The sequence below is a fragment of the Kineosporia mesophila genome, from assembly GCF_021129235.1.
Lineage (GTDB): Bacteria > Actinomycetota > Actinomycetes > Actinomycetales > Kineosporiaceae > Kineosporia > Kineosporia mesophila.
This window is the reverse complement of record NZ_JAJOMA010000019.1, coordinates 1-15,463: the sequence shown is the minus strand read 5'-3', so window position 1 is coordinate 15,463 and position 15,463 is coordinate 1. Positions and strand designations below refer to the sequence as shown.

At 66.5% G+C, this 15,463-nt stretch carries 15 protein-coding genes; 10 read left to right on the top strand and 5 right to left on the bottom strand.

Annotated features, from left to right (window positions below; all coding sequences use genetic code 11):
* Positions 1-15: 15 nt before the first annotated feature.
* Positions 16-900 carry an SDR family oxidoreductase gene (locus LR393_RS24320; RefSeq protein WP_231486942.1) on the bottom strand — a complete coding sequence of 295 codons (885 nt, stop codon included), beginning with the start codon at positions 898-900 and terminating at the stop codon, positions 16-18.
* A gap of 86 nt (positions 901-986) precedes the next feature.
* Here LR393_RS24320 and LR393_RS24315 point away from each other — a divergent pair, with 86 nt between their 5' ends.
* Entirely contained in the window at positions 987-1,553 is a 567-nt protein-coding gene (locus LR393_RS24315) for a TetR/AcrR family transcriptional regulator (RefSeq protein WP_231486940.1), read from the top strand.
* 49 nt (positions 1,554-1,602) lie between these two features.
* On the opposite strand, the gene LR393_RS24310 is transcribed toward LR393_RS24315, so the two are convergent.
* A complete protein-coding gene (locus LR393_RS24310; protein WP_231486897.1) occupies positions 1,603-2,235 on the bottom strand; it encodes a hypothetical protein in 633 nt (210 codons plus the stop codon).
* A 19-nt stretch (positions 2,236-2,254) separates the two neighbouring features.
* On the opposite strand from LR393_RS24310, the gene LR393_RS24305 reads away from it, so the two are divergent.
* From LR393_RS24305 to LR393_RS24290, 4 genes are all read left to right on the top strand, one after another.
* Complete coding sequence (locus LR393_RS24305) at positions 2,255-3,037, top strand: hypothetical protein (protein ID WP_231486894.1); 783 nt, start codon at positions 2,255-2,257, stop codon at positions 3,035-3,037.
* A 167-nt stretch (positions 3,038-3,204) separates the two neighbouring features.
* Positions 3,205-4,017 carry an ABC transporter permease gene (locus LR393_RS24300; protein ID WP_231486892.1) on the top strand — a complete coding sequence of 271 codons (813 nt, stop codon included), beginning with the start codon at positions 3,205-3,207 and terminating at the stop codon, positions 4,015-4,017.
* A complete protein-coding gene (locus LR393_RS24295; protein ID WP_345718774.1) occupies positions 3,980-4,813 on the top strand; it encodes an ABC transporter permease in 834 nt (277 codons plus the stop codon). The genes LR393_RS24300 and LR393_RS24295 overlap by 38 nt, the downstream gene beginning before the upstream one ends.
* Positions 4,813-5,769 carry an ABC transporter ATP-binding protein gene (locus tag LR393_RS24290; RefSeq protein WP_231486876.1) on the top strand — a complete coding sequence of 319 codons (957 nt, stop codon included), beginning with the start codon at positions 4,813-4,815 and terminating at the stop codon, positions 5,767-5,769. The genes LR393_RS24295 and LR393_RS24290 overlap by 1 nt, the downstream gene beginning before the upstream one ends.
* Positions 5,770-5,792: 23 nt before the next feature.
* Here LR393_RS24290 and LR393_RS24285 read toward each other — a convergent pair whose 3' ends face one another.
* Entirely contained in the window at positions 5,793-6,134 is a 342-nt protein-coding gene (locus tag LR393_RS24285; RefSeq protein ID WP_231486859.1) for a DUF3024 domain-containing protein, read from the bottom strand.
* A gap of 158 nt (positions 6,135-6,292) precedes the next feature.
* On the bottom strand, positions 6,293-6,517 hold the full coding sequence (locus tag LR393_RS24280) for a hypothetical protein (protein WP_231486858.1): 225 nt from the start codon (positions 6,515-6,517) through the stop codon (positions 6,293-6,295).
* Between the two features lie 708 nt (positions 6,518-7,225).
* Here LR393_RS24280 and LR393_RS24275 point away from each other — a divergent pair.
* From LR393_RS24275 to LR393_RS24260, 4 genes are all read left to right on the top strand, one after another.
* A complete protein-coding gene (locus tag LR393_RS24275) occupies positions 7,226-8,191 on the top strand; it encodes an oxidoreductase (RefSeq protein WP_231486856.1) in 966 nt (321 codons plus the stop codon).
* Positions 8,192-8,343: 152 nt separating this feature from the next.
* Positions 8,344-10,608, top strand: coding sequence for a HelD family protein (locus tag LR393_RS24270; RefSeq protein ID WP_231486854.1), 2,265 nt, complete (start codon positions 8,344-8,346; stop codon positions 10,606-10,608).
* Between the two features lie 262 nt (positions 10,609-10,870).
* On the top strand, positions 10,871-11,206 hold the full coding sequence (locus LR393_RS24265; RefSeq protein ID WP_231486844.1) for an excalibur calcium-binding domain-containing protein: 336 nt from the start codon (positions 10,871-10,873) through the stop codon (positions 11,204-11,206).
* 248 nt (positions 11,207-11,454) lie between these two features.
* Complete coding sequence (locus tag LR393_RS24260) at positions 11,455-12,756, top strand: plasmid pRiA4b ORF-3 family protein (RefSeq protein ID WP_231486841.1); 1,302 nt, start codon at positions 11,455-11,457, stop codon at positions 12,754-12,756.
* A gap of 32 nt (positions 12,757-12,788) precedes the next feature.
* On the opposite strand, the gene LR393_RS24255 is transcribed toward LR393_RS24260, so the two are convergent.
* Positions 12,789-13,412, bottom strand: coding sequence for an ArsR/SmtB family transcription factor (locus LR393_RS24255; protein WP_231486839.1), 624 nt, complete (start codon positions 13,410-13,412; stop codon positions 12,789-12,791).
* 61 nt (positions 13,413-13,473) lie between these two features.
* On the opposite strand from LR393_RS24255, the gene LR393_RS24250 reads away from it, so the two are divergent.
* The gene (locus tag LR393_RS24250; RefSeq protein ID WP_231486836.1) at positions 13,474-14,883 is read left to right on the top strand and encodes a serine hydrolase domain-containing protein; all 1,410 of its coding nucleotides are present in this window, start codon (positions 13,474-13,476) and stop codon (positions 14,881-14,883) included.
* Positions 14,884-15,463: the final 580 nt, after the last annotated feature.

Here is a 15,463-nt window from a genome sequence, read left to right as displayed (position 1 = left end):
GGGTGCAGGTGGGGCTCAGGGTTCGATGTTTTCCAGGTCGTCGAGGAGACGCGGGTGCTGCGGCTTCCAGCCAAGGGCCTGGCGGGTGTGCGCGCTGGTCGCGGGCTGATCGGCGGCGAAGCTCGGACCCATGATGGGGCCGAAGGTTTCGGTCGGCAGCGGCTGCACCGACAGGCCGAGGCGACGGCCGATGACCGTCGCGATGTCCCGCACTTGGTCGCCCTCGTCGTTCACGGCGTGCCAGGCGGTTCCGGCCGGCGCCTGCTCCAGGGCCAGCCGGAAGAGCTGCGCGGCGTCGAGCGCGTGGACGGCTGGCCAGCGCTGAGTGCCGTCGCCGGGGTAGCCGACAACGCCGCTCTGGCAGGCGATCTGGGTCAATGCGCCGGCGAATCCGCCGGTTCCGTGGTTGTGGACGGTGCGGGGGAGGCGAATGGACGAGCTGCGCACCCCTCGGGTGGCCAGTTCCAGCACCGCGATGCTGGCCCGGACGCGGTCGCCGCCCGGTCCGTCGGTGGACGTCGGGTCGGCCTCGGTGGCGGGGCGTCCCGGCACCACGGGTGTGCCCGCGGCGATGACCAACGGGCGGTCGCTGCCCTTCAGCACCGAACCCAGGGTTTCCAGGGCCGCTGTCTCCTCGGCGATCGACGCGGTCACCGCTTCGACGCTGCTGTAGTCCTTACCGAACGCTGTGTGGATCACTCCGTCGACCTGGTCGGCGCCGGCCCGCAGAACGTCCAGGTCAGCCAGGCCGCCGCGCAGCGGTTCGGCCCCGGCCCTCCCGACCGCTGTTGCGGACGCATCGGAGCGGGCGAGGGCGAGGACGGTGTGGCCGTGGTCGAGTAGCTCGGTCACGACGGCAGAACCGATGAGGCCGGTGCCGCCGGTGAGAAGGACGCGCATGTCATGCTCCTGCGAGTGATGGGACCTTTGTCCCGTCACCGTAGCACCTGTGACGGGACAAAGGTCCCATCAACTATGATGAGCGCATGGCGCGATGGGAACCGGATGCTCGTGAGCGCCTCGTCCTGGCTGCGCTCGACCTCTTCGTCGAGCAGGGCTACGACGCCACCACCGTCGCGCAGATCACCGAGCGGGCCGGGCTGACCAAGAGCACCTTCTTCCGGCACTTCCCCGACAAGCGCGAGCTACTCGTGGTCGGTCAGGAGGCGCTGAGTCGTCTGCTGGCAGAGGGGATTGCCGAAGCGCCGGACACCGCCGGCCCGCTCGACGCGGTTGCCGACGGCCTCGTGCGTGCGTCCGAGGCGATGGGTCCGGTGGTTCGCGAGATCGGTCCCCGGCTCAAGGTGGCCATTGCAGCCAGTACCGAACTCCAGGAACGGGATGCGCTCAAGAGCGTCGGTCTCGCTGCCGCGATGACGACGGCCCTGGTCGACCGGGCCGTGCCCGAGACGACTGCGGCCCTGGCCGGTGAGATCGGCGTTCTGGCTTTCAAGCGGGGGTACGCCGCCTGGGTCGAGAACGACCGGTTGGACTTCGCTGCGCATGCTCTTGAGGCGCTGAGCGAATTCCGCGAGGCCAGTGTCTCTTTGTAGCAGACGCGAGATCACCTACGTCGTAACAAGATCGACCCCGCAGTGCCCTTCAGCGGGTGAGCTGAGGAGAATTCAGCTCAACGATCTGGGTACTCGAGGTGCACCGAACGCGGAGAACCAGCTGAACTGCTTCGCCGAGTGGACGGGTAAAAGCCGTACGAGCCTGCTGTTTCAGGACTATCGGGTCACCCACCTGCACCCGGACATCATTCCGATCAGAGCGACGCTGAATGAACACCTGAACTGATGCTGTTGCTTCCGGATCGGCCTCGCCCCCAACCGTCATTTCCGCGGAGAACTGGCTGTAGGCGGCCGGCAGAGGGTAGGTCACTTCATGCTGGACGTCGTCGGACTGGTTCGTCGGGCAGGACAGGCCAAGGTTTCGGCCCTCGGTCTCGAGAAAACCAGCGCCTGCTTTCGGTGACAGGTCGGTCAGGTAGCGAATGTCGGAAGCTGTGACGGCAGTGGTTTCCGGCGGCGAACTGGTGGTCTGGCTCGACCCAGCGGTGGGCGGGGCGCCTGACACACTGGTCTGCGGGTCTGCCGATGCATCACCGGTCTTGGCCGGGACGACGAAGACGGCAACGGCCGCGGCGGCTCCGATGATGCCTGCCAAGGTGCCGACGCAGGCTACCCAGAACTCGGCCGACCGGCCGCGCAGACCGAAACCCGATATCGACATCTCTCCAAGTTCTCACGTCTTGGGCTTCGAAATTGCAGAATCCAAGAATCCCTGCGCGAACACAGCTGGCGTTCTATCGTTCCCCTTGCCGGTAGATGTCGAATTCACGGATGTTGAAACGCTGCTAGGGGGAAACTCGGTGTTGTTCAGGATTCGCAGTCCACTCATGTGGGCGTTTGTGGCCACGGTGCTGTCGGGGGTTTCTCTGGTGGTCGCGGTCCTCGCCCTTGAGCGAACCGGATCGGTATCGGTGCAGGCGGCTTCGCCCGAGCAGACCAGGGCGGGCGCCGGCACGGCGGCACCGACCACTGCGGCGCCGGATCCGGCTACTCCCACCAGTACTGAAGCGGAACCCACCGGAACAGATGAGCCGCTCGTCACCAAGCTGCCGTCTCCAGGAGCCTCGTACGCGCCGGTCCGGGAAGACGTGCAAATGCGATTGGTTACTGGAGACACACGCTACGTCGATCTGGACCAGCCGCTCGTCAACGCCGAAAGTGCCGCCTATGACCTGTCGTTCAGGGCAGGATTCGCGCAGCCGACGTTGAGGTTCAAGTCGGCCGATGTGGCAGTGGGAAAGTCGCCGACCGTCACTCCCGATGAGTGCGCTCAGGAAATCCAGCTCTCTCCCGTCGACGCCGAAGTCGAAGTGAGCCAGGACCTCGTGCTCTGTGCGGTGACCAACGGACTCGGGGCCGTCAACGAGCCGGCCCGCACGAAGATGGCACGTATCGTGGTCAATTCCGTGTCGAAGGACAACGCCGTGAATCTAACCGTCACCACCTGGGAAATTCCGCGCTGATCGAAGAGATCACCAAGGCGTCCGGCTCGGTGCCGACCAGAGCATCGCGATTCCTTGCTGTGAAGGCTCCTGTGAGCTAGGACGTCATCGCTGGAACTGACGCCCATCGGCGTCCACCATTGGTGATCCCGAACTGAGACGCAAAACGGCCGCTAAGATCCAGATCAATGCGCACTCGGGTGTGGTTCCGGATCCACTGGCGGATGTTCGTCGCCGGCTGGCGGAGGGGATCCCGATACCGGGCAGCCGCTCTGGGTGGGCTGGTCGCCAACGCTACGTTCGGTTTTCTCAAGGCCAGCATTCTGGTGGCTGCGGTGCGGGCCGGGGGTGGGGAGATCGGGGGCTACGATGCCGCGTCGATCACTGCGTACACCTGGTTGTCGCAGGCGCTGCTGGGGTCGGTGAATCTCTCGGGGCGTAGCGATCTCGCGGTGCGGATCAAGGACGGCAGTATTGCCGTCGACCTTCTGCGTCCGGTGGATCTGCAGACCGCCAGTACCGCTCAGGAGGTGGGCAGGGCGCTGTTCGCGCTGCTGCCGCGCGGTGTGCCGCTGGTGGCGCTCGGTGTGCTGGTCGGGGGAATGCGTCTTCCTCTGGAACCGGTGACCGTGGCGTTGAGCGCGGTCAGCATCGTCGCGGGCACGACGCTGTCTTTCCTGACGGTCTATCTCGTGGCCGTTGCCGGGTTCTGGAGCGTGGAGACGCGGGGGATCCAGACGGCGTACATGATTCTCTCGGGTTTTCTGGCGGGCCTTTTCGTGCCGGTGACGTTGTTTCCCGGCTGGTTGCTCGCGGTGGCCCGGGCGACACCGTTCCCGTGCATGCTGCAGACCCCGATCGATGTGCTGTCCGGTCGGGTCACGGGGTTCTCGGCGGGGCAGGCGGTGATCGTGCAGTTGGCCTGGATCGCGGGAGTGCTGCTGGTGGGACGGTTGATCACCCATGCTGGGCGGCGTCGTCTGGAGGTGCAGGGTGGGTAGTCGGACCCGTCCCTACCGGGCGCTGCTGGGGGCCCGCATGCGCGCTCAGAGCAGCTATCGGGCCAGCTTCGGCCTGGACCTGGTCAGCTCGCTGCTGATCGGGCTGGTGGAGCTTGCGGAGGTCTGGGTGCTGTACCGGGCGGTGGACGAGATCGGTGGCCTGGATCTGACGGCTGCACTCGTGGTGTTCGGTCTGGCCGATACCGCTTTCAGCATCGCCGATCTTCTGGTCGGGCACGTCGACCGGCTGCCGGACTATCTGCGGGCCGGAACCTTTGACGTCTTCTGTCTGCGGCCCCAGCCTCTTCTGGCGCAGCTGATCACCAGTGACATCAGCTTGCGGCGTCTGACTCGGGTGGGGGTTGGGTTTGCCGTGCTGATCGTGGGTCTGATCGCCAACGACGTGACGCTCACGCCGAGCAGTGTCCTTCTTGTCCTTCTCAGCCTCCTGACCGGTACGGCCATCTGTACCGGCATCTTCGTCGCGGCCGCGGGGGCGCAGTTCTTCCTGATCGACGCGGCGGAAATGACGAACAGCGTGGTGTACGGCGGGCGTTACGCGGCCAACCAGCCGGGATCGGTGTGGAGCAGGCCCCTGATCGCCGTTTTCGGTTTCGGCGTGCCCATGGCCTTCACCGGCTATCTGCCGACCCTGACCCTGCTCGACCTGCCCGTACCGTGGAATCTGCCGGACTGGGCGGGATGGCTGGCGCCCCTGGCGGCGATCTGGATGTGGGGTCTGGCCGGGCTGTCCTGGCGCACCGGTACCCGGCACTACCAAGGAGGCGGCGGTTGATGCCCATCATCCAGACGGAGGCGCTCACGCGACGGTTTCGCCTGCGCACCAAGGGTTTCAGGAGCCGGGAGATCACGGCGATCGACGACCTGACGATCAGCATCGAGGCCGGCGAGTCGGTGGGCTACATCGGTGCCAACGGGGCGGGGAAATCGACCACGATCAAGATGCTGGCCGGCATTCTCGTGCCCTCGTCCGGTACAGCCCTGACCTGCGGACTCCAACCGGTCTCGCAGCGCCGGCAGTTGGCTCGCCGGCTGGGAGTGGTCTTCGGCCAGCGGTCTCAGCTCTGGTGGGACCTGCCCCTGGCCGAATCGTTCCGGATCCTGGCCGCCATCCACGACCTGAGCCGGGACCGGGAACGTGAGCGCACCGCCGAACTGGTCGAGAACATGGAGCTGGAAGAGTTTCTCGCGACTCCGGTGCGTCAGCTCTCCCTCGGTCAGCGGATGCGGGGAGAGGTCGCGGTTGCCCTGCTGCACTCGCCGGAACTGCTGGTGCTGGACGAGCCGACGATCGGTCTGGACGTGGTGAGCAAGCAGCGTCTGCGCGAGTTCCTTCTCGCGGAACGAGCCGCGCACGGAACGACCCTGCTCCTGACGACGCACGACATGGGTGACGTCAGTCGGTTGTGCGAGCGCATCCTGCTGGTCGACCAGGGCCGCCTGGCCTACGACGGGAGCCTGGCCGGGCTGTCGCGGACGGTGGCGATGCGCCGGGTGCTGGTGGTGGACCTCGCCGAGCCGACCCCCGACCTGCACGACCTGCCGCACGCCGAGCATCTCGGGAGTGAGGCTGACGGTCTTCGGCAGCGGTTGGCCTTCGACCCGGAGGTCACGACTGCCGCGGCTCTGCTCGCTGCGGTTTCCGAACAGGCAGCGGTGCGGGATCTGTCGGTGGAGGAACCGGATGTCGAGGATGTGGTGCGACGGGTGTACGTGAGCCGGGGGCGTTGAGGTCGTTCCACCGCAGCAATGCTTCAGCCCCAGAAAATGGCCGTCGGATCCTGGTTGATCTCGGTGAGCAGCACGTCTACGTCGGTATCGGCCGGGAGGCGATCGTAGATGTGAAACTTGAGGTTACGGTCGCGCCAGTACAGCGACCACTTCTTCGTCGACTTCGTGTAGCGGAGCCGGGCGACGGGAAGCCTGGTCCACTCGGGCCCGGCCTCCGGGCGCCAGGGTGGGCGGCATTCCACGATGGTCACATGTCGCTCGGCGATGTCCGCCTCGACCCGCACCTGGTCGCGCGCGTGCTCGGGAACTCTGGCGCTGCACCACTCTTGAATCCGCGCCACATCGGTCTCCGGCAGGATCGTCATGGCGGTCAGTCTGCCGTACCGGGCCACCTCGGCTGGAGCAGCTGGTGGCCCGCCTCCTGAAGGACTTAGTCCCCGGCTGCTCTAAATCTCGCCGATCCGGTGATGAGGGTGTGACGGGCGGCGCTGAGCCGGAGACCGGCTCAGCGCCCGGCAGAGCCTCAGCCCTGGTGGGCTTCCAGCGTCACCAGCGACGCGGCGAGCGCGTAGAACTTGTTCGTGCCCAGGTCGCGGACCGTCTTGATGTTGAAGTCGGCGGCCAGGTGCTCGGCGTGAGCCTTCGTCACACCGGACAGCGCGGAGACCGGGGCGTCGAGGATCTCCGTGATGCTGCTGCTCTCGAAGCCCTTGTCCAGCGCCTTGGTGAGGTCAATCGCAACGGCCATGTGTAGCTCCCGAGATGTCGTGTACCGGGACTTTCGCCCGGTATCGGCGACGAGCCTGCCACGGATGGGGCGGATGCGACGAATGGTGCTGTTCGGGGTGCAGGGGAGCTGCTGCACGGGGGCAGCGGTTCTCCGGGTCCGGTCTGCCGCTTGTCTGACGGACCGCCGACCGCGGAGCCAGGGCCGTGCCGCAGATCTTCGTCGTGAGTAGCAGTGCGGCGACCGCCCGGGGTCTCGGCGCCCGACCCGCCGGAGGGGGCCTTACCCAGGATGGCTGAGGGTTCCCGAGGGCTTTCGAGCGCTGTGTACACCTGGTACATCCGGTACCGGATGTACCAGGTGTACACAACAGCCGCCCTCCGCTCCGGGTGCCGCGTTTCCGGGGCCGGCGTGGGACATTCCCTGGTTGTGTTGGCTCATTGTTGATCTCCGGCGTCATGGGGGGCCGATGCACGAGGCCAGATTGCTTCTCGACCACGAGACGCTGGTCGCACTCGTCAGGCGCTCCTGAAAAAGCTGTCGGACCACACGCCGCTGCCTGGTCATGCGGGGCCGGCCGGTTCCTTCTGGAAGCCAGCCGACTGCTGGGGGAGACGGAAGTCGATGGTGACGTGTCGTCCTCAATTGGTGCCCTTGCCCGAAGCCAGCCGCGCTGGGTGGGTGCAGCTCTGCCTGGAACGATGGGCTCGGCCTTCTTAGCGTGGGGCCATGGTTTCTTATCAGCGCCCGATCGGATCCGGCTTCGGTCCGAAAACGACTACTGCAGAGATACTTGCCGGTGTTGACCTGGCCGGCCAGGTCGCCGTCGTGACGGGTGGATATTCCGGTATCGGTATTCCCACGACGCTGGCCCTGGCCGGGGCGGGGGCCACCGTCGTTGTACCTGCCCGCCGGCCGGATGCCGCCGCTGCGCAGTTGAAGGGGGTGAAAGGTGTCGAGATTGCCGAACTCGACCTGGCCGATCTCGCGAGCGTGCGGGCATTCGCGGATTCGTTCCTTGCCGGTGACCGTGGGCTCGATCTCTTGATCAACAATGCCGCCGTGATGGCGATGCCGCTGACACGCGTGGGGCCGGGCTGGGAGGCGCAGTTCGCGACCAACCATCTCGGTCACTTCGCGCTGACCAGCCGCCTCTGGCCGGCGCTGGTCCGGGACGGGGGTGCTCGCGTCATCAGTTTGAGCTCGGTGGGACACAAGGGTTCCGACATTCGGTGGGACGATCTTCAGTTCCACAACAGCTACGAGAAGTGGCGTGCGTACGGGCAGGCCAAGACCGCCAACGTGCTGTTCGCCCGGCATCTGGATCGTCTCGGTGAAGCTGTTGGGGTGAGGGCCTTCTCGGTTTTCCCGGGGGGTATTCGGACGCCGTTGCAGAGGTACATCACGATGGACGAGATGGTGGCCCTCGGGTGGATGGACGAGGAGGGCAAAGAGATCTATCCGTGGAAGACGCCGGACCAGGGCGCCGCCACCACGGTCTGGGCGGCTACCTCGGCCCAGCTCGCGGGGATGGGTGGGGTCTACTGCGAGGACGCTGACGTGGCTGTCATCTCTGACCTCGGTACGGAGGAAGGGCAGGCCCGCGGGGTCAACCCGCATGCCATCGATCCGGCTTCTGCTGAACGGCTTTGGGGGCTTTCGGCAGGGCTGACCGGTACGGGTATCGACGTCTGAGGTGACGTGCGCCGGGTAGTCCGGGGGAACGTGGTCAATTCGTGACAAAGTCTGCCTTCGCGGTGCTTGCTCTGGGTGAATGATGAGTAGGCCTGCGTGACGGGAGGGTCCTGTCCGCCCTTGTCCGAGGCCCTGCCCGCGAAGGGGAACGAATGACTGCCGGACCCGCCGACGAGACCGAGATTGCCCGGGAGCAGCAGTACTTCGACCTGGCGTGGGAGGCCCGCGAGCGTAGTCGTCAATCCCTGGGAGCGGCGGCGGCCGCCGTGGCGGGTAAGGCGTCCGTTGCTGTCGGGAAGGCTGCCCGGGGGCACATCGAGCAGCTCGGCGACCCGGACGAGGCAGTGGCGATCGGGCGGTTCGACCCGAGCGACGGTGAGGCGCTTTACGTCGGCAAGCGAGTCATCACTGACGCCGACGGTGAACTGCTGGTCATCAGCTGGAAGGCGCCGGGGGCGGCTCCGTACTTCACGGCGAGTTATGACGATCCTCAGGGTGTGGCCCGCAAGCGCACGTTCGAGGTGGACCGGAACCGCATCCTCGGGTTTGACGACGTCGTGTTCGCGGATCTGGCTGCCCGGGTCAGTGAGCTCACGGCCCTCGAGTACGAGGGCATCGACGACGCCGTTCTGCGTGATCTGGACGCGTCGCGGACGGGCGAGATGCGGGACATCGTCCAGACCATTCATTCGATGCAGTACGAGCTCGTTCGTTCTCCGCTCGAGCAGCTCCTGGTCGTGCAGGGAGGGCCGGGTACGGGCAAGACGGTGGTCGGTCTGCACCGGGTGTCCTGGCTCCTGTTCAACCACGCTGCTGAGCTGGCCCCTTCGGACGTGCTGGTGGTCGGCCCGAACCCGACGTTCACGCGCTACATCCGTCAGGTGCTGCCGGGGCTGGGCGACCACCAGATCGAGCATCGCGACCTGCGCACTCTCGGACCGCAGACGAGCACCGGCCGGGACGAGCACCCGACCGTGGCCCGGATCAAGGGCGAGTTGCGTATGACGCACCTGATCAACCGGGGTCTCGTGCAGCGGGTGCGTTTCCCTGAGCGGGCCGATCGGCTGGACGTCGGTACGGCTGCCGAACCGGTGGCTTCCCTGACCCGTTCCGAGGTCGAGGAGGCACTGGGTCGGTCCATCAATCAGGCGCGTAGCTACCTGGGCGGTCGCGCGGCCATGCGCAGCTGGATCACCGCGACCGTGACGTCGCGGATGCCCTGGGGATCGCAGGCGCCGGCCGCTCCGGTGGAGGCCGCCCTCGAACGGGTATGGCCATCGCTCACCTCACAGACGTTCCTGCGCGACCTCTTCGGTTCGCGGGATCGTCTTCTGGCCGCTGCGGGAGAGCAATTCACCGCGGCCGAGGTGAGGATGCTGTTCCGGCCGGCGTCCGACCGGGTCTCCGACGAACACTGGAGCCTGACCGACGTCGCCCTTCTCGACGAGGTCGACACGCTCCTGAACGGTAGCGGCGCGCTGTTCGGGCACATCGTTCTGGACGAGGCCCAGGACCTGTCACCGATGCAGTTGCAATCGGTACGTCGCCGCAGCAGAACCGGTTCTTACACCGTGCTGGGCGATCTCGCGCAATCCACAGGACCCTGGGCCCGGGACGGCTGGGAAGACCTCGTCGCCGCCCTGGAGTTCCGGCATCCGGCGTCGATCGTGCCCCTCAGGCTCGGATACCGCGTGCCGCAACAGGTCTACGCGCTCGCGGCACAACTACTTCCGTATTCTGCTCCGTCGGTCGAGGCACCGTCGGTGGTGCGGGTGGGCCCGGCCGATCCTGACCTGCGGCCGGTCGGTGCCGGGGATCTGGGTCCGGAGGCAGTCCGGGCCGCGCGCGATTACGCGGCCCGGGGATTGTTCGTCGGCATCATCTGCGCCGACGAGCATCGTGCCGCCGTCGTCGAGGTGCTGAACGCTGAGGGCGTTCAGTTCCAGGACACGCGCGGAGGTTCCCTGGGTACGAGCATCAACCTGGTCGGGGCGGTGGACGCGAAGGGCCTGGAGTTCGAGGCCGTCGTCGTGGTCGAACCGGAAGCGATCGCGGCCCAGGGCACCCATGGCCTCCGGCTGCTCTACGTGGCGTTGACCCGGACCACGAAATTCTTGACGGTGGTGCATTCTGGCGAGGTTCTGCCAATCCCGGGCCGAGATTCCCCGGAGCGGTCACAGGCGGTCGAGGTGACGTCTCTACAAGAGGACGCACCGGGGCACCAGCGCTCCCGGGCCTCGAAAGCTGGTCGGTCGCCCAAGGCTCCCGATACGGGGCTCGACAAGTTCAGCGCCGACTTCGCCACGGCCATGGGCGTCAGCCTGGCCGAGAACGTTGCCGCTACGGCGCAACCGCGGTTGTGGACGGCCATCGTTACCGCTCTTGCCGACGAACTGGAGCGGCGGCGTGACAAGTGATCGGTCCTGGCCTCCCGTGGCAGAGAACGGCAGACCGTCCGGCAACACTGGAGCCCAGCCGTGTCGTGGGCCGGCTCAGCTTGGCCGGCTCAGCTTGGCCGGCAGGCGTCGCGGCGGTGCCGGATGCGGAGGACCTGAATCGACGAGGGGCTTGCCGACCCGGATGTGACTGGTGCGACCGTTCGTCGTGCGTCCGGCCCAGAGGTCCTGAATCTTCCCGATCGGCCCACGCATCACGTGGATCTACCCTAGGGTCACCGCCATGAGACGCATTGCAACAATCGGTGTCACGGTGCTGGGCCTGGCCCTGGTCAGCCTGACCGGAGTCACGACGGCTTCGGCCGCCTCGGCCGGTTCGGTTCACACCATCGCCGCCGAGTCGCACTTCACGGCCGCGGCCAAGGCGAAGAAGTACAAGAACTGCACCGCTCTGCACAAGGACTACCAGCACGGCATCCGCAAGAAGGGCGCCAAGGACAAGGTGCGCGGTTCGAGCACGCCGGTGGCCACCCGCCTGATCCCGGTCCGCACCCCGCTGTACAAGGCGAACATCACGATGGACCGCGACAAGGACGGCGTGGCCTGCGAGGCCGCCTGACCGTGCGCAGGTGGGACGGGACGGTCTGATTCACGTTCCGTTCCACCGGACTTCGGTAGCTGGGGGCAATTCGGCGGTGTCCACCGGGAAACCTGAAACTCCTGTGCAGAATCCGATTCAGGGCCCCTGCGTGCGACTATTTCCCTATGGGAAACGGTAGAAAACGGACACCGAATCGTGCGGCTACCCGGCGCAACCCACCCGCGCCCGCTGGCCCCGCGTCCGTTGCTCCGCCTGTGGATCTGGAGGTGGATCTTTCGCAGGTGCCACCGCTGATGCCTGCGGCCCGGCTGTCGCCGGGGATGGTGGCCATGGTTCCCGACGTGGCGGCCGAGCAGCTCGACCGGATCGGCCGGAGCCGGCACCGGTACGAGGCCGAGCTGAGTCTGCTTGCGCTCTGTGAGTCGCTCGACGAGAACATGCCGACCGAGTTCACCAGCGCGTCAGCCGATCTCAACACCGCCAACATCCTGATGCTGGTGATCGAGCATCTGGTGCAGACGCCCAGCCCGTCGGTGCTGGGCCTGCTGATGGTCGCGGCTGACCTCGGGCCGGTTCCCAGTCGCCGGATGGCGGCGGAGGCTGCCCGGCAGCTGAAGGCGGCCGGGGTGCAGCCGCCGCGGTGGGCTCACGCCGCGCCGTTGAAGATGCTGCGGGCCTGGGGCCACGGTGATCGCGTTCCGGATGAGCACAGTCTGGGAGTCGTGTTCTCCTACGGTCATCGCGAACACGGCTTCGTCGTCCCTTTCGCGGGTGACGACCTCGGTTTTCAGCGGCTGAAGCAGGTGTGGGTCCAGACGCCCGAACTCGTCGACCAGTCGCGGGCCGCCGTCCGGGAGCTCCCGAGGTTGCGGTCGGTCAACTATCACGAAGAGCTGGACGACACGAACGTTCTGGACCGGCTCCGGGAGGTGCTGGAGACCGGGCCGGAGGCATCGACCGAGGGCCGGCCCGACTTCCGGGTGCGTACCTACCTTCTCCACCTGCGGGCGCGTCAGCTGGCCGCAGCCCTGGGCGAGCCTGACGTGGAGGCGTCCTACGACCTGATCCTGGCCGACAGCATCGAGCGCGGTGAGCATGCGATTCCCGCTCCGGCGCCGACCGGGTACCGGATACGCCTCACGCTGGAGGGAAGCCGGCCGCAAACCTGGCGCCGGATCGCGCTCGGCAACGACGTGACGCTGCTGAAGCTGCACGAAATCGTTCAATGGGCCTTCGAATGGCAGAACGTGGACCTCTACTCGTTCGCGGCCCATGAGATGGAGGACGACGACCCGGATCCGGTGCCCGGCGCCCGCCTCTCCTACACCCGGCTCGGCTCACTCCTACGTCGGCCGGGCACGTCCATCGCCTACCTCTACGGCGACAGAAACCCCTGGCTGGTCACGATCGAGTCAGAAGACGCGTTCGTACCCGATCCGAACGTCAAGTACCCGCGCCTCATCGAAGTCGGCGGAGGTGTGCCGGGTGAACCAGGTGAGGCCGACTACGTGGACGAGGTCGATCTCCGGGATGCGGGGATCGGGAGCGCGGGAACGGGGAGTCGCTGATCAGGAACAACCCGTACCCGTGGACGCATGTCCTACTGCTCGTCGGTAGGTGGGCTGGATCCGTCAGGAGCTGAGACGGGAACGAACCGCACCGCGGCGTGAACCGTGCGATCGCCCGGCCGGGCTTCGGGTCGGGCGCTCAGTCGGTAAGGGGCGAGCAGCTGCATCACCTCGGCGGTCAGATCACGCAGCTCATCCGCCGACAGACGCAGGGTGGAGTTGCTGACCAGACCGGCATCCCGCCATTGCGGGGGTTCCTGATCCTGCGCCATTCGCACGACGAATTCCTCGACCGTCGCGGTGGATGCCTGCAGCATCGCCTGGGTCACCGCCAGGTCCAGCCCCTGAGCCTCCGCCGGCTCGGCGTCGATGGTGGCCATGTCCACGTTCCACGCGGGTACCACCGCCTCCCAAACGCGTTCCCGGCCGTCACCGCGGCGGCCGGCGTCTCGCACCAGTCCCGTCGCGGCCAGCTGACGCAGGTGCCACGAACACGCACTGGCACTGAGATCAACGACCTCGGCGCACTGAGTAGCCGTCGCGCCCCCGCGTTCCTGCAGGACATCGAGCATGCGCAGCCGCGCGGGGTGGGCCAGCGCTCGCAGGACCGAAGGGTCGGTGAGCCGAACGCCGGGCGTCCGTTCCGGGGGAGCCATCGCGTCAGCATATGTGAAGGCGTTCCTTGACATTTATGTGTGAAGGAGTAGCTTCACACATATGACGGCTTCAGCCGGGACGGCGAGAGATCTGCAGGAGCGGCTGGAGACGGACCTGTTCCGGCTCGGCTCGGCGGTAGGAGTTCCGGGCGCTTCCGTGGCCCTGGCGTTCGGCCCCCACGTGGTCGAGGCGGCCTTCGGGGTGGTCAACACCCGCACGCGCGTCCCGGTCACGACCGACTGCCTGTTCCAGATCCAGTCGATCACCAAGATCTTCACGGCCACGCTCGTCCTGCAGCTCGTCGATGAAGGGCTCGTTCAGCTCGATCGGCCGGCGCGGGACTACCTGCCCGAGTTCCGGACGGCCGATGCGTCAGCGGGAGAACAGATCACGGTGCGACATCTCCTGACACACACGGGCGGATTCGAGGGCGACCTGTGGCAGCCGACGACGTCAGGTCCGGACGCGCTCGACCGGTTCGTCCGCGATCTCGTGGCCCAGGCATCGCAGCACAGTCGGCCGGGGCAACGCTTCTCGTACTGCAACTCCGGCTTCGGCACGCTCGGCCGGATCGTCGAGGTGCTGCGCGACGCGACGTACGAGCAGGCTCTCCGACGTCACCTGGCGGAACCGCTGGGCATTACGGAGCTTGCGTTCTCGGCGGATCAGGCTCTGGCGTTCCGGACGGCGATCGGTCATGTGCGGGCCACAGCCTCGGCCCCCTTGCGCCCGACCCGGGAGTGGGCGCTCATGCCCCCGTCGAACCCGGCCGCCGGCAATCAGCTGGCGTTGTCGGCCGGTGGGCTCCTGGAGCTGGGGCGTCTCTTCCTCTCCGGGGGACGGGCGTCGAACGGCACCCGACTGCTCGGTGAGGCCTCGGCCGCGCTCATGCTTCATCCCTGGTTGCGGCACCGCGGCGTGGCGGATTCACATCAGGGACTCGGCTGGCGCCTGCCGAGGCCGGGCGTCGCCGAGCACGGTGGCGGGGCTCCGGGGGTGGCGACGATGCTCCGGATCGTCCCCGAGCAGGGCCTGGCGGCAGTCGTGCTGACCAATGCGGACGCGGGTGGGCAGCTCACGCAGCAACTGCTGGACCCGCTGTTCGCCGATCTGGCCGGGATCGCACCGCCCGTCGCCGTGACGGCGCCCGCTGTCGCGGCCCGGGTAGGCCATCCGGACCGATTCCTGGGCCGGTACTCGACCCGGCAGTTCCGGTTCGAGGTCACGAGCGACGATGAAGGACGTTGTTGGCTCACCAGAGAGGCCCGGAACGAGACGGTGACGATGGATCGCCGGGCCGGCATCGCAACGATGGTCGACCGGAGGGAGATCCGGCCTCTCGAGCACGACACCTTCGTGGCCATGAGTGAGGACGGGGGAGTGGCCGGCACCTTCACGTTCCTCGAGCAGGGGGACGACGGTCGCTTCCGCTTCCTGGCCAACGACCGCGTTGCCCCCAGGGATGCGTAGCGACGTACCCGCGCCTGGCATCGATATCCGGTTGTGACGGGGGTCGCCCTGGGGTAGGCAACTGAGGCCCGAAAGCCCTGGTAATGTTCTTCAAGGTTCTTCGGCGGGTCGCTTCGGCGGACGTCGACTCCACGGAAGCAACGGACATGCAAGTGGCCGGTTCCGGGGTGATATAAAACCTTCCCTCCACAGTAAAAGCTGAGAGTCGTTGCGCGTCCTCCGGGATGGGCTTCACTCTTTATGGCTATTGCTGTTCCGGGAAAGCTCCATCGTCGTTTAAAACCGCGAAACACGGATTTGACCGGCGAGCAACACAGGGTCTACTGTTTACAACGTCGCCAGGACGGAACGCCGAAAGGCAGGAAGTTCTGAGCGTCCGCTCCTTGAGAACTCAACAGCGCATCTGAACAACCGATGCCAATTGATCAACCATTGTGGTTGGTCCTTGGCTGATGGATCAGGCTTCAGGCATGACCGGCCCCCGTCGGTGTGTCTGGTTATGGGTCTGGTTTTTATTGGTCAGGATTTGCAAGACTATCTTCGCAGTGATTCTTCTTCTAGAAGATTATTTACGGAGAGT

Excerpts from the sequence above, each read along its gene's own strand:
- LR393_RS24320 (WP_231486942.1), bottom strand. The coding sequence starts at position 900 with ATGCGCGTCCTTCTCACCGGCGGCACCGGCCTCATCGGTTCTGCCGTC.
- LR393_RS24250 (WP_231486836.1), top strand. The coding sequence starts at position 13,474 with ATGACGGCTTCAGCCGGGACGGCGAGAGATCTGCAGGAGCGGCTGGAG.
- LR393_RS24275 (WP_231486856.1), top strand. The coding sequence starts at position 7,226 with ATGGTTTCTTATCAGCGCCCGATCGGATCCGGCTTCGGTCCGAAAACG.
- LR393_RS24315 (WP_231486940.1), top strand. The coding sequence starts at position 987 with ATGGCGCGATGGGAACCGGATGCTCGTGAGCGCCTCGTCCTGGCTGCG.
- LR393_RS24280 (WP_231486858.1), bottom strand. The coding sequence starts at position 6,517 with ATGGCCGTTGCGATTGACCTCACCAAGGCGCTGGACAAGGGCTTCGAG.
- LR393_RS24300 (WP_231486892.1), top strand. The coding sequence starts at position 3,205 with ATGCGCACTCGGGTGTGGTTCCGGATCCACTGGCGGATGTTCGTCGCC.
- LR393_RS24310 (WP_231486897.1), bottom strand. The coding sequence starts at position 2,235 with ATGTCGATATCGGGTTTCGGTCTGCGCGGCCGGTCGGCCGAGTTCTGG.
- LR393_RS24295 (WP_345718774.1), top strand. The coding sequence starts at position 3,980 with ATGCTGGGCGGCGTCGTCTGGAGGTGCAGGGTGGGTAGTCGGACCCGT.
- LR393_RS24270 (WP_231486854.1), top strand. The coding sequence starts at position 8,344 with ATGACTGCCGGACCCGCCGACGAGACCGAGATTGCCCGGGAGCAGCAG.
- LR393_RS24285 (WP_231486859.1), bottom strand. The coding sequence starts at position 6,134 with ATGACGATCCTGCCGGAGACCGATGTGGCGCGGATTCAAGAGTGGTGC.
- LR393_RS24265 (WP_231486844.1), top strand. The coding sequence starts at position 10,871 with ATGAGACGCATTGCAACAATCGGTGTCACGGTGCTGGGCCTGGCCCTG.
- LR393_RS24290 (WP_231486876.1), top strand. The coding sequence starts at position 4,813 with ATGCCCATCATCCAGACGGAGGCGCTCACGCGACGGTTTCGCCTGCGC.
- LR393_RS24255 (WP_231486839.1), bottom strand. The coding sequence starts at position 13,412 with ATGGCTCCCCCGGAACGGACGCCCGGCGTTCGGCTCACCGACCCTTCG.